This is a genomic window from Pseudoalteromonas luteoviolacea NCIMB 1944, from assembly GCF_001625565.1.
In the GTDB taxonomy this organism is placed as follows: Bacteria; Pseudomonadota; Gammaproteobacteria; order Enterobacterales; family Alteromonadaceae; genus Pseudoalteromonas; species Pseudoalteromonas luteoviolacea_F.
Genome location: NZ_AUXS01000075.1, coordinates 159,076 through 183,807, shown reverse-complemented (window position 1 = coordinate 183,807; position 24,732 = coordinate 159,076). Strand labels below are relative to the sequence as shown.

The following is a 24,732-nucleotide window of genomic DNA, read 5'->3' as shown; positions in this document are numbered from 1 at the left end:
ACTCGCCGCAACAATCAAGCATTGCTTGGCTGTTGCGGTTCGCCTTCAAGGTCTGTCTCTGTTGGCGCAAAAGCGCCCGATAACTTTTTACGTAGCTCTTTTCTTAACAAGATAAAACTCACCAAAGCTTGTACATACACGGTTGCCACTGAAAATACCCAAATCACTTCGATATTAAAGTCTGGCTGCATTGACAACCAAATCACCGGTAATGCAAACAATCCAAGTCTGGTTGCTGTGCTCATCAGAGCTGGCCAAGTATTACCTAAAGCTTGGAACATACCTGATGCTGCAAACACATATCCAGCAGGTATAAAGTTGAAGCATACATAGCTTAAAAATATCGTTGCTACGAGAATCACGTTCTGATCATTTGAAAATGGTGCCAAGAAATATTCTGCGTAAAGCCAACATACCAAGTTCAAAACCAACATACACCCACAAGTCAGCAGAGCAGTTTGATGGTAGGTTTGATAAACTCGCTGCGTATTTCCCGCCGCAAAGTTTTGGCCAGCAACGGCAGGCGCAGCAAAGGCAACCGCCATGACAGGTAGAAACAAAGCTTGCATTACACGCACACCGACGCCAAAACCTGCTTGCGCTGAGGCATCGAATTCTCGAAGTACCCAATAGATAATCGACATATACGCAAACGATAACAAAAACTCTCCACCAGCAGGCAACCCAAGCCCAATAATGCCTTTTATCTCTATTGCTTTTGGCATACATTTATTGATAGAAAAGTGCAGGTAACTCTCTTTAAAATGAAAATACCAGCACAATGCCAGCAGTCCGAGCGCGGTAGCCAATGAGCTCGCCAAAGCTGCACCCGCAACGCCCATCTCAAGACCAAATCCCCAACCAGTAATAAGCATTGGAGACAACACGATATTGATAACCACCGCGAGCATACTGATCATCATAGGCTGCTTCACAACCCCAGCACCACGCAGCGCAGCAACAATCACTGTCATCGGAAATTGCAGCAACAGGGTCGGTAAAAACCAATAAAAGTAACTGAGTCCAGCCTCATATGTTGCCGCATCCGGGGCCATATTGGAGAAAAATACGGGCCCGGCAATCACACCGAGCATAGCCAGTATGAACACACAAAGTATGCTAATACACAGGCCTTGATTAAATATAAGGTTAGCGTGCTGCTGATCTTTTCTGCCAACTGCATGAGACACCAAAGTGCCCACACCGACATTGAGCACCTGCGTTAAGGCCATCACAAAGAAAAACAAAGTCCCTGCACTGCTCACCCCTGCTAACGCCACATCACCTAATTGACCAATAAAGTATAAATCGACTAAAAAGTAGAGGGTTTGTACAAACATACCAACCATAATTGGTATACTCATAAAAATCAGGTGTTTATAGATAGGCCCTTGCGTTAAATCTTTCATTTTTATCCCTATTTCACTGGCGCATCCATACGTTTAAGTCGAGATATTGTCACAAGACAAATCACGTCTTCAATCTATAGACGAAGTCAATGCGATTTTGTTCAGTTGATGATCCAGTGATACTGCCATGGTGGCGCTATTATTAATATTATTGAACGAGCGGTTGAGAAAAGGATGCCGCAAGTTTGAGGCTCGATTATACAGCGGTTTATTGCGCCCGATCAATTGCGCCATCAAATAACCCGTTACACTGCTTTTAAACACAATCAATTACCTCCACGACACAAGGATTGACAATGAAAGCAGCTGTTGCCCATGAATTTAAAGCACCGCTGTGCGTTGAGACTGTCGCACAGCCTAATATTAAACCCGGTACTGTTTTAGTAAAAATAGCAGCATGTGGCGTGTGCCACACTGATCTACATGCATGCCACGGTGACTGGCCAGTCAAACCAAAAATGCCACTCATTCCTGGTCATGAGGGCGTCGGCACCATAGTAAGTAAAGCCGATGATGTCGTCCATTTAACTGTCGGAGATAAGGTCGGGATCCCTTGGCTACACTCTGCATGTGGCCACTGTGAACACTGCCTACAAGGTGATGAGAACCTGTGCCCCAGTCAGCAAAATAGCGGCTACTCTGTAGATGGTGGCTACGCTGAATATTGCTTAGCTGATGCTAATTATGTGGTTAAAATTCCAGACAACTTAGACTTCGTTGAGACTGCGCCGTTGTTCTGTGCGGGAGTTACGACCTACAAGGCGCTCAAAGTGAGCGAGGCAAAACCTGGACAATGGGTGTCTATTGTCGGTGTGGGTGGTCTCGGGCACTTAGCTATTCAGTATGCAAAAGCCATGGGCCTAAATGTGATCGCTGTAGACAGTGGTGATAGCAAGCTTGCATTGGCCAAAGAGCTAGGCGCAGATCACTGCATTGACTATCAAATTATAGATCCAGCGCAGCAAATCCAATCACAATTCGGCGGTGTACAAGCTGTTATTTGCACAGCGACTTCCAAAGCAGCCTTTGACAGTGCCTATCAAAGTGTGAAACGCGGTGGCAAATGTGTTCTAGTGGGCTTGCCAAATGATGCCTTGCCGATCCCGATATTTGACACTGTGTTAAAAGGAATTAGCGTCATCGGCAGTATAGTAGGAACCCGTCAAGATTTGATTGAATGCTTAGAATTTGCAGCCGCAGGTAAGGTGCGTGCCATCGTGACGACGCAGCCTCTGGCCAATATCAATCAGGTGTTTGCACAAATGCAAGACAATGATATCCAAGGCCGCATTGTATTAACCATGGACTGATTTTATACACTCCCTCATCCCAACTTGTTAGGCTGCACTGGCAGCCTTTTTTAGCTTTAAAACACCTTTTACGCTTGATGTTTTTTAGACAGCTTTTGTAAACAACGCAATGCATTGTCCGCACAGCTATTTTGAACAAATATATGGTCGTGATAATACCCTGCCACAACATTAGCACTGATGTTGTCTTCACCCAGTGCCGTTGCAAAAGCTGCGGTTAAACCCACTGCCTCCAAACTCGAGTGCACGTTGAGAGTTATGCAGCGATAATCTCCCTGATAGCTTAAACCGCTCTCTTGTGCATACGCCAAACTAGTGATCACTGTAATACCCTCTTGTTCACGGAACAGGCCAAAGATGTTATCCAGTGTTAGATCCGTTAGCTGCTGCTCCGATACTACCACATAAACATATAATTCAGCTGACAGTACAGGCTCCATACTGGCCAGCAGCACTGCTAAATTTGTTTCCCCAGACATGACTTGTCCCTCTTTTTATTTAAATTACTGCTTGTGCGCTTTAATCCACCTTAGCAAATGCAAATGTCCTTGATGCTATTAATCTTCTTCTGAGCGTTGTTTTTTACGTTGCTCTTGTTTCGCCTTGGCAATATTTTTAAACTGTGGCGGCGGGATTGGAAATAATGCGATTAATGGCATGAATGCCATAAATAAAAATGCGCCTTTGGGCATTTTTTTAGCCCAAACAACCATGCGATACATCAATATAAGTAATACTATCGCACCAGCTATAAACGCACACAAATAGACCCAGTTCATACCTACTCCTCTATCCTTATGTTGTCTCTATGCTATGAGGTCGCTTCATTCTCATTTCAAGCATCACTGAATTTGAGTGAGTTTTCTATAGCACGGATCCAAGAGTAAGTTTATGATATATATAATGCAGATATCTAATGAGGGTAAGTCAATGGCACAGGAACAAAACAATAACAATCCGAATGAACAAGCCATTGCAGAGCTCATTTTAGCAATCCGTAGTAAAGACTTAGCTAAAATATTGTCTGCGTACCACCAGCAAAATGAAACCGGGCGAGCTGCGCAACTCAAGTTTTGTTTTGAAACCGGTGAATCACAAGTAAGTAGCTATGCCAATTACCAAAATATCGCCGCACAATGTATCGCTGCACATGGACTACCCACAGGGATTATTGCCGGCCTAAATAATAGTGATAGGATTAACTTTTTTATGCCTGCGCTGCAAGCATCTGGAGCCTTCACACACACAAACCATCAGGGTAATACGTTTTTACATGCATTATTTGCCAACGAAGAGCAATCTCCTCCCCCCTTTAACTTTATTCGATCATTGCTGCTATTTGAGCGCAACGAATCGCTTGCCAAAGCGCTGCAAATACGTAACCAGCACGGCTTAACACCTTTGGAGTGTTACTTTATATACAATCTTGCGGATCATAAGCTACCAGAGCATGAACTGACGGCACTGTTTGCTTTAATCGAAGCCGAACGAACAGATAATTTTATCCCTCAAAATGCAAACTTAAGCCATATTAAAGCCAGCTTAGTAAAAAGAAACATTGCGCTATCACAAGACAGTCAAGTTTTACTGATTATCGCCAGTTACTATCAGGTCGACGTCAGCACGTTATATCACTTACATTGATGATTGTGCACTGAACCCTTCACTGCTGATCCGGTACAAGCAGTGCATTTGCAAAGCGTGTCCATTAGGCAATTCTGGGTGAGCAAAGTCACGGCCAGTATTATACATGCCTAAGCGTTTCATCAGTTGTTGAGATGGCGTATTTTGCAACGCAGTAAATGCGTACACTTGCTCCAAATGTAGGGTATTAAAAGCAAAATTTAGCGCGGCTTGCGCGGCTTCAAAAGCATAACCCCGTCCCCAATAATCCCGATGTAAACGCCACCCTACCTCCATAAATGGCTGCTCTGGCTTTATAGTCGTTTGCCAGTGCAAGCCAACAAAACCAATAAATCGACTTGTCTGTGTACAACCCAGCTGCTGCGCTTCACCATCTTGCAATGCTACAGCCCAAAAACCATAACCACGCTCGGCAATCAAACTCGATATTTTATCACACAGTCTATCACTGCTATGTTTATCCAACTGATTGGGGAAATAACGCATCACGTCTGGATCTGCCCCCATTTGTGCAAAGATAGGTTTATCTGCACCTTGCCACTGCCTAAGTAATAAGCGCTTGGTTGTGAGCTGCGCTAAGCCTTTATATCGGGGTACGTTAATCACGATCAATGTACTCTTTTGCCGTCATCGCAAAATACTCAACGTTTGCATGCATGATATGTGTGGGCTCTGGGTCTACCACTTCTATAGGTATTCCTTTGTGTCCTGCTATATCAAGCGCCATTTGCGTAATATTGACACTGAAAGAAGTGCCCATAAAGACCATTTTACTGGCATCCCACATCCGCTTTTGCGCACTGTCTATACCGTATAAATCGGTGTAAAACTCATCGAATAATAAAACAAGGGGTTTCAGTGAAACGTTTAATTCAGGTCCTTTACTAGAGATTTTGAATAAGTCGAGCAGTGACAGAGTTAAATTGTTTTCATCAACCTCGTCCCAAGGGGCCGTATCTACTACCACATCCTCCCCTTGAATATGAAACGGAGTGACTTTATCAATTCGTCCATGGATAGAAATAAAATGTTCATTGCCTGCTTTGCCATCCAGGCCATCTATATTTTGCGTAATTAGCTGCTTGTCAGCCAACCAATAGTGGACAGAATTTGGTCCATGGTGGCGATAAGTCACAAAGCGGTGATAATACCACTTCAAAAACTCTGCTGGGTTTTGCTCATACATCGCCCGTGTAGCCATTTGCTGCGGCGTATAATTGCGACTACCGATTGTCCAAAATCCATCCTCGCCACGAAAGGTAGGAATGCCACTTTCGGCACTTACACCTGCGCCTGTAATATACAGTGTTGTCATATCAAGTTACTTATTTAAAATGAAAAACCTAGAAAGACGGATACATTCTGCACCAACAAAACCAACCTTTTACGCATGGATTTTTTGTGCGCTGCCAAGAGACAACCACTTTGCCGTATTGCTTAAGCTAAACGTATGTACTTTTCCGCCCGATGACTTATCCCTTTTGCACGCATACTGTACAGCTTCTAGAGCGCTCTTACCAAAGTCCATCGCTGCAATTGCCCAATTGGCACCAGATCCAATAGCCCAATTCATTTGCAAGGGTTCTAAGAACCGTTTGCCATGACGTATTTCTCCATAAAAAACTTGGTCTTGTTTATTGATAAAGAAAAAAGTGCAACTGATCGCTTCAAAGCAGTTTTTTTGCCAATTACTCAGCAAATGATAAATCTCTGTGCAATTGCCAGAAGCAAAAACAAACCCATTGTGCACACGTTGGCACTTCTGTGCTTGATCTGTCACGATACTGTGAGAAGTTGTGGTTAAACTATCAACACAAATGATTTGTGTCGAGTGATGATATGCTATCGTAGTCAAACAATACTCCTTTTGGTCAAAATAGCCTCGCTGGAAGGCTAACCTAAAAGCACCAAGAAAAACAGGTCAAGTATGCCCTAAAAAAGGGGCTTTAGACTTAAATTTTGACAATAACTCTATTCACGAGTTCAAATATTCAATTTATTGTTTGCGATTTAATGAAGCTACCTTAGTTTTGATTACCAAGTCGTAAAGGCATATTATTTGGATATGCCTTCAACCATGTTGCACGTGAATGTGCACTCACCCTATGTAAATTACCTTATTATTACACGTTTAAGATAGTGCGAAGTACCCTGTTATAGCGGCTACAGCAACCAACACTGGGACTAATACCTGCCAAGGTAGTTTCGCTGAGGCATTTGCGATGTTTTGCGCAGAATCATCATCTGAGACGTTTACAGATGGATCCGCTGGGGCAGAAACGTTATCTGTCGCCAAAGACTCGGACACAGCAGGTGTTTTACCATCCACAGGATCGCAAGGTAATTGCCACTGATAGCCTTTTTTTGAAAACGTTTTGATCGCTTCATCACCAAACAGTGCTCTTAAGTGACCAATATTCTGAAATACTACTTGCTCTGTAACAGTTCGACCAGGCCAAACCTCTTCAAGGATTTCAACTTTGCTATGAATTTTATCCGGTTGTGTGATCAATAACGCGAGTATTTGTGCCGGTTTTTCTTTTAACGAAATTTTTCGTCCGTCTTTAGATAGTGTAAGCGCCTGAATATCAAACTGAAAGTCGTCGAATGCTAGTATCATTGTCCCTAAACTTATAATTATAATTTTCACCGATGTTACTATTTTTACCACAAATAAGGATATGAATTAAACCTGTTATTTATATATGGTCTTAATTTCAATTTATTTACCCATTAAATTACATGGTAAATGCAGCTGCGCGGTCACGTCCTTTTTACCGCGCATCGTCAACTGCTAGTCAATTGGTTTGGCCTTAAAGCGAAGCCAGCTGTTTAACTGCCCACCAAATTGGTAGAGCGCTAGACTCAGTATAATTGTAATCGCACCTATCAATAACAACATAGTGATCTCCTCGTTGTTAATCAGTGCCCCTAAAGTCATTGCAAACCCCGGTGTAATCAAAGTGGTTAATGCAACCGTACTGGCTTTCATGTGCTGCAAAATATGAAAATAAGCTAGAAAACCAAAGAAAGAACCAAAAATACCGAGATAAAAAGTGGACCACATTGATTTCTCACTCCAGCTTTCCACCTCAAAAGGCGCGCCAGCTAAGAGCCAAATTATTGCAAAACCTGGGGTAGCAAAAAGCAAAGACCCATATGTTGTCGCCATTGGATGGATCGCTATTTTTACACGCTTAACTAACACCCCGCTTAGGCTAAAGTTAACAACGGCACATAAAACATATATCAGTCCAATTGGCTCTATGTTTAACTGTTGCAGCTGTGCAAAACACACTAACACCATACCGAGTAAAGCCAAGGCGAGCGCACACTTTTTGATTGCTGTGAATTTTTCCTCTCCCAGCAGCTTTTGCGCCAGTAAACCCGATATTATTGGCGCTAGCCCAAATACCAAAGAAATCACCCCTGAAGGTACTGTTAGGGATGCTAAATACGCAAACATCATTCCGACCAAGATCCCGCCACCAGAATAAGTGTAAAGGAGCCATGCTTTTTTCGTCCATTGCATTCTGATTTTACTGAAAGTCACGACCACAGCAGCTAACACTAAAGCCAGTAACATTCTCAATAGTACGCTGGTAGTGGGAGCCATAGAAGCACTACTCCAGACAATTGCCAGCGGTGTAGTAGACCAAATTAATACGACAAAAGCATAAGACAGTTGCGCGGGCATTTCTTTTTATCCTTTATGACAAGGACGATAAATGGGAGAAACTCTTTTGAAGGGCTAACCGCATTTATCGTCGCGGTTAGAAGAAGTTGCTTAACCGCTACACACAAAGCCACGTGACAGGGAGCCACGATAGATTTAGTAATGTATTAGTAAGCTTATTCATTGTAATTTCTTATTATCCTGCAAAGTAGAATGTCTACTATGTACCCTTCCACTGCTTGAGTCAACACGAATAACAAAGAAAAATTGACGACCGCTCAGAGAATTTCAGATAGACAAATTTGACTGTGCTGTCGTAGCATCGCACACGTGTGAATTAAGTAATTTTCAAAGATGTTATTAGCGTTTATTTTAGTGATTGTATTAGTCAAAACCTCGCTGTTGGGGCTAGGAGGGATCAGCATTGTTATTGCTGCGCTTTCTCTGCTGATAATTAAACTTACATCACTCGATATATCAATGTCACACAGGTTACAATTTAAGCGCTTATTTAAAGTTGCTCTGTGGGGTCACATAAGCGCCTACCTCGCCTTATTTTTAAAAGTATTACTAATCGATGGCTTCGAAGATATACCAACTTTTATTGTCAGCCACTTAATATTGCACCATGTCCTTTGCGCTACCGTTGCAGGTGTCTCCGTATTTTTAGCTTTGCGGATTTATACAGATCACCGCCGCACAGAAAATATTCCGTCGACAAAATGATATTGAGGTGATTAAGTACTCACCAATCAGTCTACCCATACACAACGCCTCGCTGATTTGCGTCACTCTTGACAATGACGCCATTTGCATACGAGCAAAATAGACCAAATCTCTTTCACATTATTTGCGCAATTAGCATCCATTCTATGTTTATCAATATCACATGGGATCACTCACTATGGTCGCACCGCTCTCCACCCCAAATCAGCAACATGTGCAGCTCACCTCTGCTAGCCCCGCGCTGTCTGAACAGCAATCGGATACAGTCGCAGGTATTTTGCAGCAATTTGAAGCACAAACACTTTCGGAAAATGATGCCATATCCATTGTAGATAGTTTCCGTGAGGCGGGAATAAAACCCTCACACGCATTGTCAGTAAAAATGGCTGAACTCGGCTTTGATGCAAAAGCAGTGGGTGAGCTAGCCGGAGTGCCGAGGCCAGATAAACAACACAAGGCAAGGCCACCCGCAGAGGTGAACTTAAAGCAAGTCGTCACTTTTTTGAGTGACACTTTGGCCGAGCATAACACCAAGCAGCTCAGCAGCGAGCAAATACAAACACAATTAAATGATATTAAACATGAGCTCGGGATATCCGAAGGACATTCCTTATTCAATATTAAAGTTTGATATTTAGGCAACAATATGCCATTGTAGGTACATCAGATGGGATTCATCTGGTGACAATTTCGTGAGCGGGATAGACCTGCATAGCGCTTTTAATAACAGCAAGGGGTTTGCTGCAATGACATCATGTAACGATCAACAATACGATTTCCTCGTATTCATCGGCCGTTTTCAACCTTTTCATCAAGGTCATCTCTGTGTGGTCAAAGAAGGTTTAAAGCGCGCTTCACAAGTAATAATATTATGTGGCTCTGCCCATCAACCGAGAACCGTTAGAAACCCGTGGACTAGCTCAGAAAGAGAATTAATGATACGTGGTACACTTTGTGCGGAAGAAAACAGCCGAGTTCATACTGCACCACTAATGGATACCGTCTACAACGATGACGCCTGGGTACGCAATGTGCAGACAACGGTTAAGGGGATTGTCACGGCCCAGCATAGAGTGCCGCATAAAACACCACTTATTGGCCTGATCGGTCATAGTAAAGACCAGTCTTCGTATTACCTCAATATGTTCCCGCAGTGGAAGTCAGTACCTGTTGAAAACTATCAAGCTATCTCTGCTACGCCGTTAAGAAAACACCTATTTTCAGCTCAAAGCGAAGACTTTTTAAGTTCAGAAGAAGCACAAAAATTACCTCTTCACGTGCGTGGTATGTTAGACAAATTTATCTCCACAGCAGATTATCATGCAATCCGAAGCGAACATGAGTTCATCGAAAAATATCGCCAAGCATGGCAAAGCGCACCATATCCCCCCACCTTTGTTACCGTTGATGCAGTTGTGGTTCAAAGCGGCCATGTACTTCTAATAGAACGTAAGGCTCGCCCAGGAAAAGGGCTATGGGCACTACCTGGCGGGTTTATTGATGGCAGTGAAAAGCTCATTGATGCCTGTTTGAGAGAACTCAGAGAAGAGACAAAATTAAAAGTGCCTGCGCCAGTGCTAAAAGGTTCAATCAAGCAACAAAGAGTGTTCGACGATCCACATCGTTCGGCGCGTGGACGTACAATCACCCATGCATTTTATTTTGACCTGGCACCAAATAATGCGCTGCCAAAGGTCAAAGGCGCTGACGATGCAAAGCATGCCATGTGGGTGCCACTAGCAGAACTTGAGCCATGTAAATTATTCGAAGATCACTACTTTATTATTCAAGAATTAACAGGCATGTAAATGCCAATGTCAGCAGGGATAGACCCTGCTGAGTATTTTAGATAGGAGGAACTCCATCATGACAAATATCATCCTAAATGCGGACAGTTATAAAGCATCTCATTACAAACAATACCCTGAAGGCACCAGCCAGGTATCAAGCTATATCGAACCTCGCGGGGGACAATATGATAAGGCACTGTTTTTTGGTTTGCAGATGTTCATTAAAAGTTATTTGACTACACCGCTAACACACCAAGACATCAATGAAGCCAAAGAAGTTTTAGAAGCGCATGGTGTCCCGTTTAATGAAGCGGGTTGGCGTCATATCGTCGATACACACCAAGGTTTTTTACCCATAAAAATACAAGCGCTACCTGAAGGAACCGTGGTACCAATTAGCAATGCTCTAGTGCAAGTTATCAATACCGATCCCAAGTGTGCTTGGCTAACCAGTTATGTTGAAACCGCATTGCTGCGTGCCATTTGGTACCCAACGACCGTTGCTACAGTCTCGTACCACTGTAAGTGCATCATTAAACGATATCTTGGAGAAACTGCCGACTCCCTCGATGGACTTGAATTCAAACTACACGATTTTGGTGCGCGTGGTGCGACTACTGAAGAAGCTGCTGCAATTGGTGGTGCTGCACATTTACTCAACTTTATGGGCACTGACACTCTCAGTGCCATTATGGCTGCGAGGCGCAATTACGCAGCGACAATGCCCGGATTTTCTATTCCTGCTGCTGAGCATAGTACGATCACCGCATGGGGAAGAAGTGGCGAAAAGGCAGCCTATGAAAATATGCTAAAGCAGTTTTCAGGCCCAGGAAAACTGGTTGCGGTGGTCAGTGACTCCTATGATTTATGGCATGCCATCGATCACATTTGGGGCGAAGAGCTTAAAAGCCTTGTTGAAAATAGCGGCGGTACATTGGTAATTAGACCTGATAGCGGAGAGCCAGTTGAGGTTGTTACCACCACAATAGAAAAGCTGATGGACAAATTTGGCTATCACACAAATAGCAAAGGCTATCGGGTATTACCGAATTGCGTACGAGTGATTCAAGGAGATGGTATAGCAGAAAACGCTATCGAAGAAATTCTAAGTGCGATGAAGGCTAAACAGCAAAGTGCAGAAAATATCGCTTTTGGCATGGGCGGTGCACTACTTCAAAAACTTGACCGTGATACCATGCAATTTGCCATGAAAGCCAGCGCTGTCAAAGTAAAAGGCCTCTGGCATGATGTTTTTAAGGATCCCGTAACAGATCATGGCAAACGCAGCAAAAAAGGCCGTTTGGCTGTAGTTCACGATCCTGTGAAGGGCATCAAAACGGTCCGTGAAAATGATTTAGGTGGCAGAGAGAATCTATTAAAAACAGTATTTAAAAACGGTCAATTACTCATTGAACAAAGCTTTGATGAAATTAAAGCCAACATCAGCTAGCCACAGTTACTCATGCGGCGAAATATACTGCGCCGCATGATATTCCTTTACATCACAGGTCTTACATATCAACAATGAGTTCCGGATCTGGCCAGTAACAATCACATAGTTGCGTATAATTACCCAGATTGACCAAGAAGGACAAGTTTGATGTTAGATGTAGAAGTATGTAAAAAAGCGCGACTTTCAAGAGACCCCCGATTTGATGGCAAATTTTTTATTGCCGTAAAAACCACTGGGATATACTGTCGAACAACTTGTCCTGTGCATCCACCAAAAGAAGAAAATGTACAATATTTTATCAGCGCCCTGTCAGCAGCCCAAGCTGGGTTTCGTCCATGCCTGCGTTGTAGGCCTGATAGCGCGCCGGGATCAGCGCCATGGCAAGGCGTTGGTGCAACACTAGACAGAGCGATTGCACTCATTGATCAAGGGGCGTTACAAGAGGGCTCATTGCCCCAATTGGCCAGTAGACTTGGTGTCAGCGACCGCTATGTACGTAAGCTATTCAATCAATACCTTGGCGTATCCCCAAAGAAATACGCCTTGTATCAACAGTGTTTGTTTGCCAAAAAACTTCTCCATCAAACTCGTTTACCTATCACAGAAGTCGCACTGGCAAGTGGCTTTGATAGCATTCGCCGATTTAACGATTGCTTTAAAAGCCAGTTGCAGTTCACTCCAACTCAAATGCGACAACAACAAAAGAAAGCGAATTCAAATATTGTCCTAGAACTGTACTATCGCCCCCCCTTCAATTGGCACCATATGCAACAGTTTTTGGCGAAAAGGTTGGTGGACGGGCTGGAATGGATAACACCCCAAAGCTATGGCAGGACATTTCAATGGCACGGTAGCCAGGGGAAATTTACCGCAACACACAACCCAGAAAAGCATTGCTTTGATGTCGAGATTGACATTAACGAACTCAAGTCACTGAAACCCGTCGTGAACAATATTCGTCGGATTTTAGATTTGGATGCGGATCTGTTGCAAATAGAAAGTGATTTAACACGTGCATTACCAAAGGAATTTACGTTAGTAACGGGGTTAAGGTTGCCTGGTATCTGGAGCTTATTTGAAGCGGGTATACGTGCTATTCTTGGCCAGCAAGTGTCCGTACAAGCCGCAAAAAACCTTGTAACTCAATTGGTACACACGCTTGGTCAACCAAAAGATACCGAGCATTACTTCCCCACCCCTGAGGCCATGGCTGACAGCGATCTCGAATTTTTAAAAATGCCCAATGCGCGAAGGCAAACATTGCGCCGATTTGCCGAGTACTTTTGCCTTGCTGAAGCCGCTGAACAGCCCGACGACTGGCTCGATATTAAGGGGATTGGTCCTTGGACTGTGGCCTATGCAAAAATGCGTGGGCAAAGTGATCCTGATATTTTCTTAGCTTCCGATCTCGGGGTGATTAAAGCGCTCAAAGCGCAGCGGGAGTTCAATGAAACGCAACTCTCACCATGGCGCAGCTATCTCACTTTTCAATTATGGAGTCAATTATGAACCTATTTACCGATTATTTTCAAAGCCCACTGGGGCTCATTGAAGTTAAAGCATCAAATCTTGGGATCCGACAACTGATATTTTGTGGAGACCAAACAACAGAGGTGCATAGTAATGCGCTCTTGAAAGAATGCAAACAGCAATTGTCAGCATATTTCTCTAAGCAATTGACTCAATTCGATCTTGATTTAGATTGGCAGGGCACACCTTTTCAACAGCAAGTATGGCAAGCCCTGACATCCATACCCTTTGGCCAAAGTATGTCCTACCTTGAACTCGCAGAGTATCTTAATAACCCCAAAGCGGTGCGCGCTGTTGGCGGAGCAAACGGACGAAACCCTATTACATTAATTGTCCCTTGCCACCGCGTTATTGGCGCAAACGGAAAAATGACTGGGTATGCAGGTGGTGTACTTAGAAAACAATGGCTACTCGCACATGAAGGCTTAATCAACAATCAACCCAGTGAGCAGGAATTAGCAGATCTTATTTCTCAGCGTCAGGCTAAAACCGAATTTTTACAATAAAAACATCCACCGACAAAAACATTGAGCATCAGAACAAGGGCAGCAACTCACAGGAGCAACACCTTAAAGAGACGATTAATCAACGTCGCTTATCGTAATGCGTCATAGTTGAGCTGGGATTTAGAGGCTAATAACTTTAGACACAATACTTAGAAGGTCTATTTTAAATCAATCAAAGCACAAAGAATTATCAAATAATTAACACAAAAAACCTTTAAAGTACGAATAAATTATATATATTAATAGCTGTGACAGTGCATAATTTATGGTAGAGAGTATGTCGCGTGCCAGCTAAATATAACGCTAAATATTCACTTCGTTTAAACACCTATTTTGATGGTCAGGGCAAAGTATTTCCTGCTTTGTCTTTGATCATTATGGTGATATTTGCCCCTTTGGCAGTTAAAAACTTCATCATTGGCGAATATGCTTTAGGTGCACTGATTGCGATTTTTATCTGCGCTTTTCTCGCTGATAGCAATGCTTTACTCAAAGGCAGAGCATTGCCAATTAATGAAAATATCATCGCTATCCTCGCCATTAGCTGTGTGAGTTTAACCTTATTCACACTTGGCGCTGGCACTATTTTCTGGATCTTTCCTGTTAGTATCATCATTAGTTTTTCATTTCCGCTGATAACATCCATAATTTTTAATAGTCTTTTGCTGCTCACAACGACTACCTATGTCTTTTTAAATTATGATGTTGCAGATTCATTGCGGTTTTTCTTTGCTTTTTTACTGACAGCAAGTGCAGTGCACTTACTCTTAAGGCAGATTGATGCGTTACATACCTTGCTAAAAGAAGAATCCAGCAAGGATGCATTGACTGGCGCATTGAATAGACGCCAACTCAGCTTTTTTTTAAGTGATGCACTAGCTAACAAAACTCACTACCACAACGACTCAACCCTCATCATGATAGATGTCGACCACTTCAAACAGATCAACGATATATATGGACACGCCAAAGGCGATGAAGTGCTCATTAATTTAGTCTCAGATATTCGCGCTCAAATCAGAGAATCCGACCTTCTATTTCGTGTTGGCGGGGAGGAGTTTGTAGTACTGCTTCCCAATACACAACTTAAAACGGCTGAGAAAGTTGCGCAAAAGCTCAGGGCAAACATCAAAACATCAGCGCTACTTGATAACCGTACCATAACAGTCAGTCTCGGACTCTGTGCGACAGGGAGTGGCTTGACACAGACAAAGTGGATGAGCTGTGCTGACAAGGCCCTATATGCAGCTAAACAACGTGGACGAGATAGAGTGTGCTTATATAATTTAAATCAAAATCGCATTGAAGACGTCGCTGCATAAGCACTTTATTGAGCTATATATTTAGCGCAAAATAAGTAAAACCTAATACCAAGCGCTATTGCGTAGCACTTAATCTACTAGTTGCTATACTCAGACCAAGCTTGCTGCGCAAAGGAACCACTATGAAAAGAATTGTTTTGTTTACCCTCTTTTGTACTATCAGCTTTTTGGCCTCTGCCGAAAAAGAAAAAAAGGAACTCCCTCCACTCAACCCTGCTTATCAAGGTGAACATGGCATGGTTTTAATGAACCGCGGTTCAAAAATATATGCGACAAATTTCGCATCTTATAAATTGCCCAGCGACATTCAAATTGTGTATAAAATCGACAACCCTGACGTTGCATTTTTAAACCTAGTACGAGATTCAGATTTCATCACCATTAAGCCTAAGCCATTTAATTTACAGCGTTTAGAAAGAGGTGAAGAAGTCAGTATTGTCGCCGACGTGTACGAAGGTCACTACAAACGTGATGGCTTTAAAGTGTATAGTGATCGCACCATTGTCTTTAGCAAGAAGCTTTATGCAAGAAAACTAAAAGACCTCTCTGCCGCCTCGCAATGGCAGGAGTATGCCAGCATTGAACTCAATAAAACCGAGCGTATTTTTGTTCATAAAATAACTCAAACACCTAGCTTTAACCACTTAATTTTCGTTGACTTAACTAATGCATGCATGCAGAAGTTCAAAACCTCAAAGCGCGTTCCTAAGTTGTCTGAGTTAGTATATAAGTTTGTTAATTGTGGAACATTGAAACAGCTTTACTTCGAAACTGAAGACTTTCGCTGATCTATCGCGAACACTTTTAATAACTATCAATCTTACTTTTCAACCGGGCCATGAATAGGCAGTCGAATAATAAATCGGCATCCCTGTTCTGGCTCGCTGAAACAACTGATCTCACCTTGCAGCTTTTGCGTAACAATATTGTAGACTATGTGCATACCTAACCCTGTACCACCAGCGCTGCGACGAGTAGTGTAAAACGGGTCAAATACCTTTTTGAGTGTTTCGTTGTTCATACCTTTACCACTATCGGTGAAGGTCCATTCGATATGAGTGTCAGTACATAGCAAACTGATTTCAATTTCTCCCGCCAGCTTACCTTCGTCAAAGCCATGTTTTACTGCGTTTTCAACCAAGTTTGTGAGGATCTGTGCAATTGCACCAGGATAAGTTGAAAATACGATGTCATCGGAAAATTGCGTATTGAGTGTGATATCTGTGTGCTTCCACTTAGGTTTTAAGCTCATCAGAATATCCTCTAAATATTGCCCTAGGTTAATCTCTCCGAGCTCCTCAAGTGACTGATCCACAGCGACTTGTTTAAAATTTTTAACCAACTGTGCGGCCCGTGTCAGATTCGACTCTAACAACTGTAAACTCTCCGTCATCACTTCAATAAATGACTGAAGTTTGGTTTTTGTCAGCTTGTTGTTGTCAAACAAATCGTGACACTCCTTTAGCTCTTTAACCGCGTGAGAGCTCGCTGTGATTCCAATCCCTAATGGGGTGTTTATTTCATGTGCAACACCCGATACAAGACGCCCAAGACCCGCCATTTTTTCTTGTTGTATTAATTGTTCTTGTGTCTGTTTCAGGTTGTCATGAGCATCTTTAAGCTGGCCGAATGTAGACGCCAACTTTTCTACTGACTCAGCATTGGCAAGCGCAATGGCTGTGTAGTTGGCAATGGTGCGAAGCATTTGTACATCATTGTCATTAAAAGCTGATGGTTTAAAGCTCTGTACGGTAAGGCAACCCAACACTTGCTTATCAATAATCAAAGGCAAATAGATCAGGGACTCTGTACTGGCACCACTTACAGGTGGAGCCACCTCCTCAACATAGCGATTTAGCTCTTCGATTTTATTGATTATCAGTTCCTTTTGGTTGTTGATACACCACACCGCAGGGCGGCGTTTATCTGTAAGCATATATTCAAATGAAGGTAATTTTTTTCCTTGCTCTATAGCCAATTGGCAAAGTATGCGCTGACGAGGTGGATCCAAAATACCGATCACAAAGACATCCGCATTCATTAATTCGTTGACGTGTTTATACACCCGCTCTAGTACCGAGTCTAACTGCAACGTTGAGGTGATCTCTTGGCCTATGGTGCCCAGCATAGAAATATTTTCTGTTCGTGATTGCACCAGCCTGTCCAATGCAATTTGCTGCGTCTTCAAGCCTCGTACTCGCCAGCGATAAAAGCCATAAAAAACACCGATAGTGAGCAGTAATAACGACAGTTTAAACCAGATTGTTTCAAACCATTTCGGTTGTTGCACAATACTTAAATCTATTTGATGGTGGCTCCAAACTCCAGTGCGATTGGTTCCCTTAACATGAAAATGATAACGGCCCGGAGGAAGGCGTGTATAAGTGATACGCCGCTTTGACGCATCTGTATAAATCCAGTCTTCATCATAACCTTGCAGTTTGTACGCATACTGATTGCGTTCAGGAAAGGTAAAATCCAGTGCTGAAAACTCTATAGAAAAGCTTTTGGTAGATGCGGGTAACTGCAACTGCTTAGGAACTGGCACAGCTAAGTTGTCGACTTCCAGCTCACTGATCACCAGCTTTGGTTGATACTGCCAACTTTGCCAACGATCCGGGCGCAGTATTAAGATCCCTTTTGTTCCCCCATACAACATGGTGCCGTCGCGCAATTTGGTATATGAACCTGTCCACATGGTGCCTATATCCCAATCATCAGCATTTGTGAGGTCCTGCCATGTTCGCTTTTCGGGATCCAGCCAACCATAGCCATTCCACAGCCTCCCCTGCCCATCTTCCAGTAAATTTCCCGCCGTCCCAGCAGGTCTACCAGCGAGCTCATTGAGAGACTCAAACTCGGCGTAACGTCCGTCAAAACGCACTAAACGATCTAGTCCATGAGGTGTGGCAACCACCAGCCTTTGCTTGTTATCTATCAATAAACTGTTGATATAGTTATCAGATAAACTGGCTGTTGTACCGGCCTCAGCGCTCACTTCAAGCACTTTTTTGTCGTCGAGCAAGATGACTAATAAACCATTACGTGTGCCAATCCAAAGGCGATTCGCATGGTCATAAGCAAAGTTTAAAATCGATTTGCCCATGAGCAATTCGTGCCCACTAAACGCCGACAGGGTCTCTACTTTTTGAGTTTGAGTATTTACCAAGGCAACCCCTTCTCCTGTGCCAACCCACAACCTATTTTGTGGCGTTTCGAGCAAGGTTACTATCTGAATACTAGGCAGTCCTTCTGGTATCATATAGCGGTAAAATCGCCGCTTTGTAATATCAAACCGGTGTAACCCTTTGTTGGTTGTGCCGGCCCATACGCTGCCATCGCGGGTTTGCAACATCACTCGGACATAGCCATCAGCCAGTGCCTGCGGGTTATCAGGCTGAGGACGAAACCCGCCAATGACGCCAACACTAGGATCTATGATATCGATGCCTGATTGAGCATTGCCCACCCAGATCTGGCCATTGTCTAGCTCAACAAAACCTTTTATATCGCTATGACTCAATGAATTAGGTCGATCAAGATGGCGAACAAATGTTCTGAATGCTCCATTTTTCGGGTTGTATCGGCTCACTCCTCCACCCCAAGTACCCACCCACACAACACCCGAATCATCCACTAACATCGCCCCCATTGTGTCTAGTGCAATACTATATTGATTTAATGGTTCATGGCGGATATGGCGTATTACAGTGGTTGATGTCGCATCAACAACGGTAATACCCTTGCCGGATGTAGCGAGCCAAACTTCATCGGTACTTGGCTGCACTATCCCATTAACCCAGTGATGACTCAGTGATTTATTATTGCCTGATTGATGTTCTAGCCATTTGACTTGAAAAGTCTCTTGGTCAATTCGTGCAGCTCCATGATCTGTTGTACCAACCCAAACAGCCTTGTCTCGAGCTAAATAGAGACGATAGACGTTTTTGTCATTGAACTGTGTGTATGTTTGCCCTAATAACTGAGGTTGTAGATTCAATTGTGTATCAGGTAGTGTTATGCGACATAAACCCAGCTGAGTGCCTACCCAAAGAACCTGTTTTCGCTCAATCAGTAATGAGCGTATTCGCGCGGTTTTAAAAGGCAAATCACACCCGGAAATATTGTTTAGCCGCGTTACCTCGCCAGTCTGGCTATTTATGTGATTTAAGCCGTCATTGCTAGCGACAAAGATATTGCCCTCTTCATCTCCTGTAACTGCTCGAATATTGTTGTTAGACAGGCTGCTTGTATTGTTAACATGGTGTTTGAAGTGCTGAAACTGATTGGTAGTGGGGTCAAATACCGTCATGCCATCAGAGAATGTGCCAATCCAAATCCGCCCTTTAACACCTACCCATAAGGCGCGAATAAAATTGCCTGACAATGAATAAGGGTTATCTGGGTTGTGCTCAAAACGTTTAAAGCGATAGCCGTCATAACGAACTAATCCAAATTGTGTCCCTATCCAAATAAACCCTTGCTGATCTTGCACCATGGCAGTGACAACCCCTTTGGGTATTTTGTCACTGTCGCCGACATGCTGAAAAATGAGTTCACCTAACTCAAAAAAGCGATGTTCCGATTCTGCGTGATGATTCGCTATCCCTTGATGCGGCACATACAAACACAGTGCAGCAGTTAAATAAGTGATGAACCGAATGAGCAAAGACATGTTCACTACGATATCCGAATGAAAAGTTCAAACAAGTAAAGTGCATCTAGGCTTTCAGTATAGGTAAGGGATGAAAGCTTTGAAAGAAACCAGCAAGAGACTGCGAAGTTAGAGGCTGAGTCCAATTCACTCTCAGTAGGAAATGGCACAGTTGCAGTAAATTACAGCACTCAAGGCATTTTGAATGGTCTGACCTAACACAGCCTTTTAATGAAAGTTTCGTGATTTTGCATCAAACCCTTGAAGCAGCTCACTACGGTCAATTAAGCGCCCGGCAATAACATGGATCACATCCCCTTCTTTTTCTACAATCCCCCTTACTTCTAATAATTTAGCGCCTAAGTAAGCCTGCTTTTGTGCCCTAGCTGTGCCAGCCCATACCACCACATTAATATTGCCGGTGTCATCTTCTAGCGTGAAAAATGTCACACCAGCAGCCGTTCCAGGGGATTGCTTCCCCGTCACCACACCTATCACCGTCACCAAGCTTTTGTGTGCTTTTTTATTTAAATCAGTCATCCGTGTAAATGCACCAAGCATCTGCGCCTCATCAAGCAAGGTGATCGGGTGTTGGTTAAGCGTCACTCCCGTCGCAGCGTAGTCCTCCAATAAATCTTCAAACGCATCTGGCGATTGAATATGGGGCACCTGATCATATGGCAGCGCATTAAAAAGGGGCAGAGTAGACTCTTGTTCCATCAGCTGCCAACGAGCTGCATATCTATCATCGCTAAAGCAAGACAGCGCATTTGCAGACGCCAAGCGCTCAAGTGCAACTTTCTCGACGCCTAATTCAGACAAACACCGTAGACTTTTAAACCCCTGCTTAGGACGTTTATCAGCTATGAGTATTGCAATATTTTGATTAAGTCCTTTAATAATCCTAAAACCTAACTGAATAGCCCATATCCCTTCAACCTGACATATAAAATGCTCATAGCGGGAGTGGTTCACACATACAGGTAAGACAGGCACATTATGGCGTCTAGCATCTTGGAGTAACTGTGATGCACTGTAAAACCCCATAGGTAAACTATTGAGTAATGCAGTGTAAAACATCGCCGGATAATAAAACTTCAGCCAAGACGATGCATACGCTAATACGGCAAATGAAGCTGAGTGACTCTCGGGAAAGCCATACTCTCCAAACCCACAGATCTGCTCAAAGATACGCTCTGCAAATTGGCTATCGTACCCCCTTTGAGTCATGCCGTTGAGTAGCTTTTCTTTAAACTGCATCAACTCTCCGGTCTTTTTCCAAGACGCCATCGCACGTCTGAGTTTATCGGCTTCCCCTCCAGAAAACCCAGCAGCAACCATCGCCAGCTTAATGACCTGCTCTTGAAATATTGGCACTCCTAAGGTGCGTTCCAACACTGACTTCACGGCCTCAGAGGGGTAAGTAACAGGCTCTTCACCATTGCGCCGTTTCAAAAATGGATGCACCATATCACCTTGAATTGGTCCCGGTCTTACAATGGCTATTTGAATCACCAAATCATAGTAACACTGAGGCTTTAAACGAGGTAGCATGCTCATTTGTGCACGAGACTCAATTTGAAATACCCCCACAGTGTCTGCTTTTTGAATCATGTCGTACACTTTTGGGTCATCTTGTAACCGGGTTAGCTGCGCAATGTTCAAGCTCCGTCCCGTGTGTTGCTCAACCAACTCAAATGTTTTACGAATAGCACTGAGCATACCCAAAGCCAGCACATCTACTTTTAACAGAGCAAGGCTTTCTAAATCGTCTTTATCCCACTGGATCACTGTACGCTCTGGCATTGCAGCATTTTCGACTGGCACTAAATCATGTAGAGGCCCTGCGGAAATCACAAAGCCACCGACATGCTGCGACAAATGACGCGGGAATCCCATGACTTCATTGACCAGCTCGATAAACTGCGCACCTTTTAATGAGTCCGGCTCTAAGCCCAGCTCAACAATTTGCGCTTGCCAGTTCAAACTGCGATCACGTCGATTTACGTTTTTAATAAAATAGACCAATTGCGTCTCACTGATCCCGAGCGCCTTTCCCACATCACGCACTGCACTTTTAAAGCGGTAAGTAATTACAGTCGCAGCCAATGCAGCGCGTTTGCGGCCATACTTTTGATAAATATATTGGATCACCTCTTCGCGCCTTTGATGCTCGAAGTCAACGTCGATGTCAGGCGGTTCGTTGCGCTCTCGGCTAATAAAGCGTTCAAACAGAACCGCAACTTGACGGGGATCTACCGCCGTGATCTCTAAGCAGTAACACACCACTGAGTTGGCCGCGGAACCTCTTCCTTGATAGAGAATTCCCTGCTTTTTGGCAAACATCACGATGTCATAAATAGTCAAAAAAAAGTAGGGATAGTCCAGCTCTTCAATTAAGCTCAACTCCTTTTCGATGGTCTTGGCAATATCATCAGGGACTCCTTCAGTAAAACGGCGCTGTATGCCTTTTGCTACCAAAGATCTTAAATATTGCATTGCTGTTTGGCCTTGTGGCACTAACTCACTGGGGTATTGGTAACGCAACTCATCTAAATTAAAGGTGCACAGCTTTGCAATCTTTAATGACTCTGTGACCCAAGGTGGCTTAAATATTTTGCTGACTTTATCTTTTGAGCGCATTGCTCGCTCACAATTGCTCAGCAACTGGGCTTTAACTTGCTCAACACTTTGATTCTGACTGATGGCAGTCAGTACATGCTGGAGACGGATACGCTGAGCACTGTGCATTAACACTGCGCCCACGGCACAGATTGGGAAATGCAGCTGCTGAGCCAATGTTTCACAATGATGCAGGTATTGCTTTTCTTGATTACTTAAATTTCGCTGTATCCCTATCCAAACACGTGAGGCATGATGTCGAGAGAGCCAAGTTCCCCAGTTTTCATCCTCAACTTCCCCCTGCGGTAACCAAATTATCAAACAGTGTTTTACAGATAACAAATCCCACTTTTCAAGAGCATACTCACCTTTGTCAGCCCGCCGTCGGGCATTGCTGATCACGCGGCACAATTCGCTATAGGCCTTTTTATTTGGGCAAAGTAAAACCACTTGTAGTGACTCCAAACGAAAAACGCTGCCGACAATCAATTTTAGGTCAAGCTTTTCATCTTTTATCAAGGTATGCGCACGCACAACACCAGCAAGCGAGCACTCATCGGTAATAGCCAGTGCTGAGTAGCCAAAAAAGTGGGCTTGTTTAACCAATTCTTCTGGGTGTGACGCCCCTGTCAAAAATGAAAAATTGCTCTGGCAAAAAAGCTCTGCGTACTGCATTAACTAAATATCCCATGCATAAACCAACGCTGCTGCCGATCTCTAAAAACCCATAGACGTCGATAACTTTCATCTTGTGCCACAAAGTAATCGCGCTCTACTTCATGACCATCCCACCATCCTGTTGCGATTCTTTCAGGGCCCTGAAGTAGTATCACTTTACAATGTAAAGGCTGCACGTGAGGTAACAACAGATTAGGCCTACATAACGGTGGTTTTTGCTCTGGTATTGTTGTGCGTTTAACGTGCACTAATGGCTCAACTCGACCTGTTGCGTGCTCTGGGCGAGCATCGGCCATTGGTTGGATCCCCTGCACAGCCTCTTCACCTAACTTTGCCTGTAAAGTACTCAGCAAACCCGCAGCGGTCATTGTGCCAATACGTTCAGAGAATAAATCATCTGCCAATGTCTGCGGTTCACAAAGTATCGGCACTTTTAACGCCACAGCTTGTAAAGGAGCTGATAGCTGAGTCCGCTCTAATACAAGCTGACACAAAGCTTGCCATTTATCTGCTCGATATTCCCCTTGTGCGCTCCCTACACTCAATTGCAATGCGTCACAATCACGCTGATAAAATGTCAACTCAATGGACTGAGTCAGCTTATTGCGCAGCCGTAAAAACTGCTCTAGTTGCACCAGCAGCTTAAGTAATGGGCGAGCTAAAAAGTCGAGGTTCTCAATTTCATACAGCAAGGTTAAATGACGTTCAAATACTTCAGGTGGCTGATAAAAGGTGACCGGGTGATGCAATTTGCCCTGTAAACGCCCAACATAATGCACTAAGGCTGTATCGAATCGCTTACCGAGTTCCAACAATGGAATATCCAATAAGGCCTGTACTGTTCTCACGCCTACACGCGTTAGCTTTTGCTGTTGCTGACTTGTCAACGCCAAAGTATTGATTGACAGCTTGCCTAACTGCCTCATGAGTTGCTCACGATTTTGACACAGGCTGTCAAACTGATTTTGTGCCAGCAGCTGCGCCGCAATAGGCGAATAGCCCAAGCTAAAATGATAATGCACATGCTGTGATTCAAGTCGAGCTTGAATAACTTGCCAGTAATGGTCTAAGTCTTGATGTAAAGACAGCATACTCGACACTTTCAACAGCAGCCCATCTGGTTCTGATAAATGTATTTCAGCAGTGTCTAAATAGAGCCATTGAGCCAACTCAATTAAACGCTTTTGCGTATATACCTCACTATATTCAAGCACACATAAAGACGAACTCATCGCGGCAGCAGCACCTAACCCCATCTCTTTGCGCACCCCCAGTTGCTGAGCCGACCGATTCAACTGTATGACGCTGTGATTTTTACCTGAAACGATAATGGTCGGGGGCACTTGCATATCTTGAGCGTGTAGACTGTCCAATTGCAGCTGAGGAAAGTGTAAATAAAGCCAAAGAGCCAT

21 protein-coding genes are annotated in these 24,732 nt (G+C 43.7%); 10 read left to right on the top strand and 11 right to left on the bottom strand.

What is annotated here, in order from left to right:
• Positions 1-14 precede the first annotated feature (14 nt).
• Positions 15-1,409: an MATE family efflux transporter gene (locus N483_RS23455; RefSeq protein WP_023397021.1), complete on the bottom strand. Its 1,395-nt coding sequence runs from the start codon at positions 1,407-1,409 to the stop codon at positions 15-17.
• Positions 1,410-1,705: 296 nt separating this feature from the next.
• Between N483_RS23455 and adhP the strand changes: the two genes are divergently transcribed.
• Entirely contained in the window at positions 1,706-2,719 is a 1,014-nt protein-coding gene (gene adhP, locus N483_RS23445) for an alcohol dehydrogenase AdhP (RefSeq protein ID WP_023397022.1), read from the top strand.
• 68 nt (positions 2,720-2,787) lie between these two features.
• Here the strand turns inward: adhP and N483_RS23440 are convergent, their stop codons facing one another.
• A complete protein-coding gene (locus N483_RS23440) occupies positions 2,788-3,198 on the bottom strand; it encodes an ACT domain-containing protein (protein ID WP_023397023.1) in 411 nt (136 codons plus the stop codon).
• A gap of 78 nt (positions 3,199-3,276) precedes the next feature.
• Positions 3,277-3,498 (bottom strand): hypothetical protein, encoded by a 222-nt coding sequence (locus N483_RS23435; RefSeq protein ID WP_023397024.1) that lies wholly within the window; start codon positions 3,496-3,498, stop codon positions 3,277-3,279.
• Between the two features lie 151 nt (positions 3,499-3,649).
• On the opposite strand from N483_RS23435, the gene N483_RS23430 reads away from it, so the two are divergent.
• The gene (locus N483_RS23430) at positions 3,650-4,363 is read left to right on the top strand and encodes a hypothetical protein (protein WP_023397025.1); all 714 of its coding nucleotides are present in this window, start codon (positions 3,650-3,652) and stop codon (positions 4,361-4,363) included.
• Here N483_RS23430 and N483_RS23425 read toward each other — a convergent pair.
• The 5 genes from N483_RS23425 to N483_RS23405 all read right to left on the bottom strand — a co-directional run bounded on the left by N483_RS23425 (position 4,355) and on the right by N483_RS23405 (position 8,060).
• The gene (locus tag N483_RS23425; protein WP_023397026.1) at positions 4,355-4,969 is read right to left on the bottom strand and encodes a GNAT family N-acetyltransferase; all 615 of its coding nucleotides are present in this window, start codon (positions 4,967-4,969) and stop codon (positions 4,355-4,357) included. The genes N483_RS23430 and N483_RS23425 overlap by 9 nt on opposite strands.
• Positions 4,962-5,678 (bottom strand): SIR2 family NAD-dependent protein deacylase, encoded by a 717-nt coding sequence (locus tag N483_RS23420; protein ID WP_023397027.1) that lies wholly within the window; start codon positions 5,676-5,678, stop codon positions 4,962-4,964. The genes N483_RS23425 and N483_RS23420 overlap by 8 nt, the downstream gene beginning before the upstream one ends.
• A 69-nt stretch (positions 5,679-5,747) precedes the next feature.
• On the bottom strand, positions 5,748-6,218 hold the full coding sequence (locus N483_RS23415) for a hypothetical protein (RefSeq protein WP_023397028.1): 471 nt from the start codon (positions 6,216-6,218) through the stop codon (positions 5,748-5,750).
• 276 nt (positions 6,219-6,494) lie between these two features.
• The gene (locus tag N483_RS23410) at positions 6,495-6,983 is read right to left on the bottom strand and encodes a winged helix-turn-helix domain-containing protein (protein ID WP_023397029.1); all 489 of its coding nucleotides are present in this window, start codon (positions 6,981-6,983) and stop codon (positions 6,495-6,497) included.
• 174 nt (positions 6,984-7,157) lie between these two features.
• Complete coding sequence (locus N483_RS23405; protein ID WP_023397030.1) at positions 7,158-8,060, bottom strand: DMT family transporter; 903 nt, start codon at positions 8,058-8,060, stop codon at positions 7,158-7,160.
• A 333-nt stretch (positions 8,061-8,393) separates the two neighbouring features.
• Between N483_RS23405 and N483_RS23400 the strand changes: the two genes are divergently transcribed.
• The 8 genes from N483_RS23400 to N483_RS23365 all read left to right on the top strand — a co-directional run bounded on the left by N483_RS23400 (position 8,394) and on the right by N483_RS23365 (position 16,154).
• Positions 8,394-8,765 (top strand): hypothetical protein, encoded by a 372-nt coding sequence (locus tag N483_RS23400; protein WP_023397031.1) that lies wholly within the window; start codon positions 8,394-8,396, stop codon positions 8,763-8,765.
• Between the two features lie 178 nt (positions 8,766-8,943).
• Positions 8,944-9,396, top strand: a complete 453-nt coding sequence (locus tag N483_RS23395; protein ID WP_023397032.1) for a hypothetical protein — start codon at positions 8,944-8,946, stop codon at positions 9,394-9,396.
• A 115-nt stretch (positions 9,397-9,511) separates the two neighbouring features.
• Positions 9,512-10,573 carry a bifunctional nicotinamide-nucleotide adenylyltransferase/Nudix hydroxylase gene (locus N483_RS23390; protein WP_023397033.1) on the top strand — a complete coding sequence of 354 codons (1,062 nt, stop codon included), beginning with the start codon at positions 9,512-9,514 and terminating at the stop codon, positions 10,571-10,573.
• 58 nt (positions 10,574-10,631) lie between these two features.
• Positions 10,632-12,005, top strand: coding sequence for a nicotinate phosphoribosyltransferase (locus N483_RS23385; RefSeq protein WP_023397034.1), 1,374 nt, complete (start codon positions 10,632-10,634; stop codon positions 12,003-12,005).
• Positions 12,006-12,155: 150 nt separating this feature from the next.
• A complete protein-coding gene (locus N483_RS23380; RefSeq protein ID WP_023397035.1) occupies positions 12,156-13,517 on the top strand; it encodes a DNA-3-methyladenine glycosylase 2 family protein in 1,362 nt (453 codons plus the stop codon).
• The gene (locus N483_RS23375; protein ID WP_023397036.1) at positions 13,514-14,044 is read left to right on the top strand and encodes a methylated-DNA--[protein]-cysteine S-methyltransferase; all 531 of its coding nucleotides are present in this window, start codon (positions 13,514-13,516) and stop codon (positions 14,042-14,044) included. Before N483_RS23380 ends, N483_RS23375 begins: the two co-directional genes overlap by 4 nt.
• Before the next feature lie 284 nt (positions 14,045-14,328).
• On the top strand, positions 14,329-15,366 hold the full coding sequence (locus tag N483_RS23370; RefSeq protein WP_023397037.1) for a GGDEF domain-containing protein: 1,038 nt from the start codon (positions 14,329-14,331) through the stop codon (positions 15,364-15,366).
• A gap of 122 nt (positions 15,367-15,488) precedes the next feature.
• A complete protein-coding gene (locus N483_RS23365; RefSeq protein WP_023397038.1) occupies positions 15,489-16,154 on the top strand; it encodes a hypothetical protein in 666 nt (221 codons plus the stop codon).
• Between the two features lie 32 nt (positions 16,155-16,186).
• Here N483_RS23365 and N483_RS23360 read toward each other — a convergent pair whose 3' ends face one another.
• The 3 genes from N483_RS23360 to N483_RS23350 all read right to left on the bottom strand — a co-directional run bounded on the left by N483_RS23360 (position 16,187) and on the right by N483_RS23350 (position 24,732).
• Complete coding sequence (locus N483_RS23360; protein ID WP_023397039.1) at positions 16,187-20,041, bottom strand: two-component regulator propeller domain-containing protein; 3,855 nt, start codon at positions 20,039-20,041, stop codon at positions 16,187-16,189.
• A 207-nt stretch (positions 20,042-20,248) separates the two neighbouring features.
• Positions 20,249-23,317, bottom strand: a complete 3,069-nt coding sequence (locus tag N483_RS23355) for an error-prone DNA polymerase (RefSeq protein ID WP_023397040.1) — start codon at positions 23,315-23,317, stop codon at positions 20,249-20,251.
• Positions 23,317-24,732: a Y-family DNA polymerase gene (locus N483_RS23350; protein ID WP_023397041.1), complete on the bottom strand. Its 1,416-nt coding sequence runs from the start codon at positions 24,730-24,732 to the stop codon at positions 23,317-23,319. Before N483_RS23350 ends, N483_RS23355 begins: the two co-directional genes overlap by 1 nt.

Bases quoted from the DNA above. Each gene is read 5' to 3' on its own strand.
- N483_RS23435 (WP_023397024.1), bottom strand. From the start codon at position 3,498: ATGAACTGGGTCTATTTGTGTGCGTTTATAGCTGGTGCGATAGTATTA.
- N483_RS23405 (WP_023397030.1), bottom strand. From the start codon at position 8,060: ATGCCCGCGCAACTGTCTTATGCTTTTGTCGTATTAATTTGGTCTACT.
- N483_RS23375 (WP_023397036.1), top strand. From the start codon at position 13,514: ATGAACCTATTTACCGATTATTTTCAAAGCCCACTGGGGCTCATTGAA.
- N483_RS23430 (WP_023397025.1), top strand. From the start codon at position 3,650: ATGGCACAGGAACAAAACAATAACAATCCGAATGAACAAGCCATTGCA.
- N483_RS23395 (WP_023397032.1), top strand. From the start codon at position 8,944: ATGGTCGCACCGCTCTCCACCCCAAATCAGCAACATGTGCAGCTCACC.
- N483_RS23360 (WP_023397039.1), bottom strand. From the start codon at position 20,041: ATGTCTTTGCTCATTCGGTTCATCACTTATTTAACTGCTGCACTGTGT.
- N483_RS23365 (WP_023397038.1), top strand. From the start codon at position 15,489: ATGAAAAGAATTGTTTTGTTTACCCTCTTTTGTACTATCAGCTTTTTG.
- N483_RS23400 (WP_023397031.1), top strand. From the start codon at position 8,394: ATGTTATTAGCGTTTATTTTAGTGATTGTATTAGTCAAAACCTCGCTG.
- N483_RS23455 (WP_023397021.1), bottom strand. From the start codon at position 1,409: ATGAAAGATTTAACGCAAGGGCCTATCTATAAACACCTGATTTTTATG.
- N483_RS23410 (WP_023397029.1), bottom strand. From the start codon at position 6,983: ATGATACTAGCATTCGACGACTTTCAGTTTGATATTCAGGCGCTTACA.
- N483_RS23385 (WP_023397034.1), top strand. From the start codon at position 10,632: ATGACAAATATCATCCTAAATGCGGACAGTTATAAAGCATCTCATTAC.
- N483_RS23350 (WP_023397041.1), bottom strand. From the start codon at position 24,732: ATGGCTCTTTGGCTTTATTTACACTTTCCTCAGCTGCAATTGGACAGT.
- N483_RS23355 (WP_023397040.1), bottom strand. From the start codon at position 23,317: ATGCAGTACGCAGAGCTTTTTTGCCAGAGCAATTTTTCATTTTTGACA.
- N483_RS23440 (WP_023397023.1), bottom strand. From the start codon at position 3,198: ATGTCTGGGGAAACAAATTTAGCAGTGCTGCTGGCCAGTATGGAGCCT.
- N483_RS23380 (WP_023397035.1), top strand. From the start codon at position 12,156: ATGTTAGATGTAGAAGTATGTAAAAAAGCGCGACTTTCAAGAGACCCC.
- adhP (WP_023397022.1), top strand. From the start codon at position 1,706: ATGAAAGCAGCTGTTGCCCATGAATTTAAAGCACCGCTGTGCGTTGAG.
- N483_RS23390 (WP_023397033.1), top strand. From the start codon at position 9,512: ATGACATCATGTAACGATCAACAATACGATTTCCTCGTATTCATCGGC.
- N483_RS23420 (WP_023397027.1), bottom strand. From the start codon at position 5,678: ATGACAACACTGTATATTACAGGCGCAGGTGTAAGTGCCGAAAGTGGC.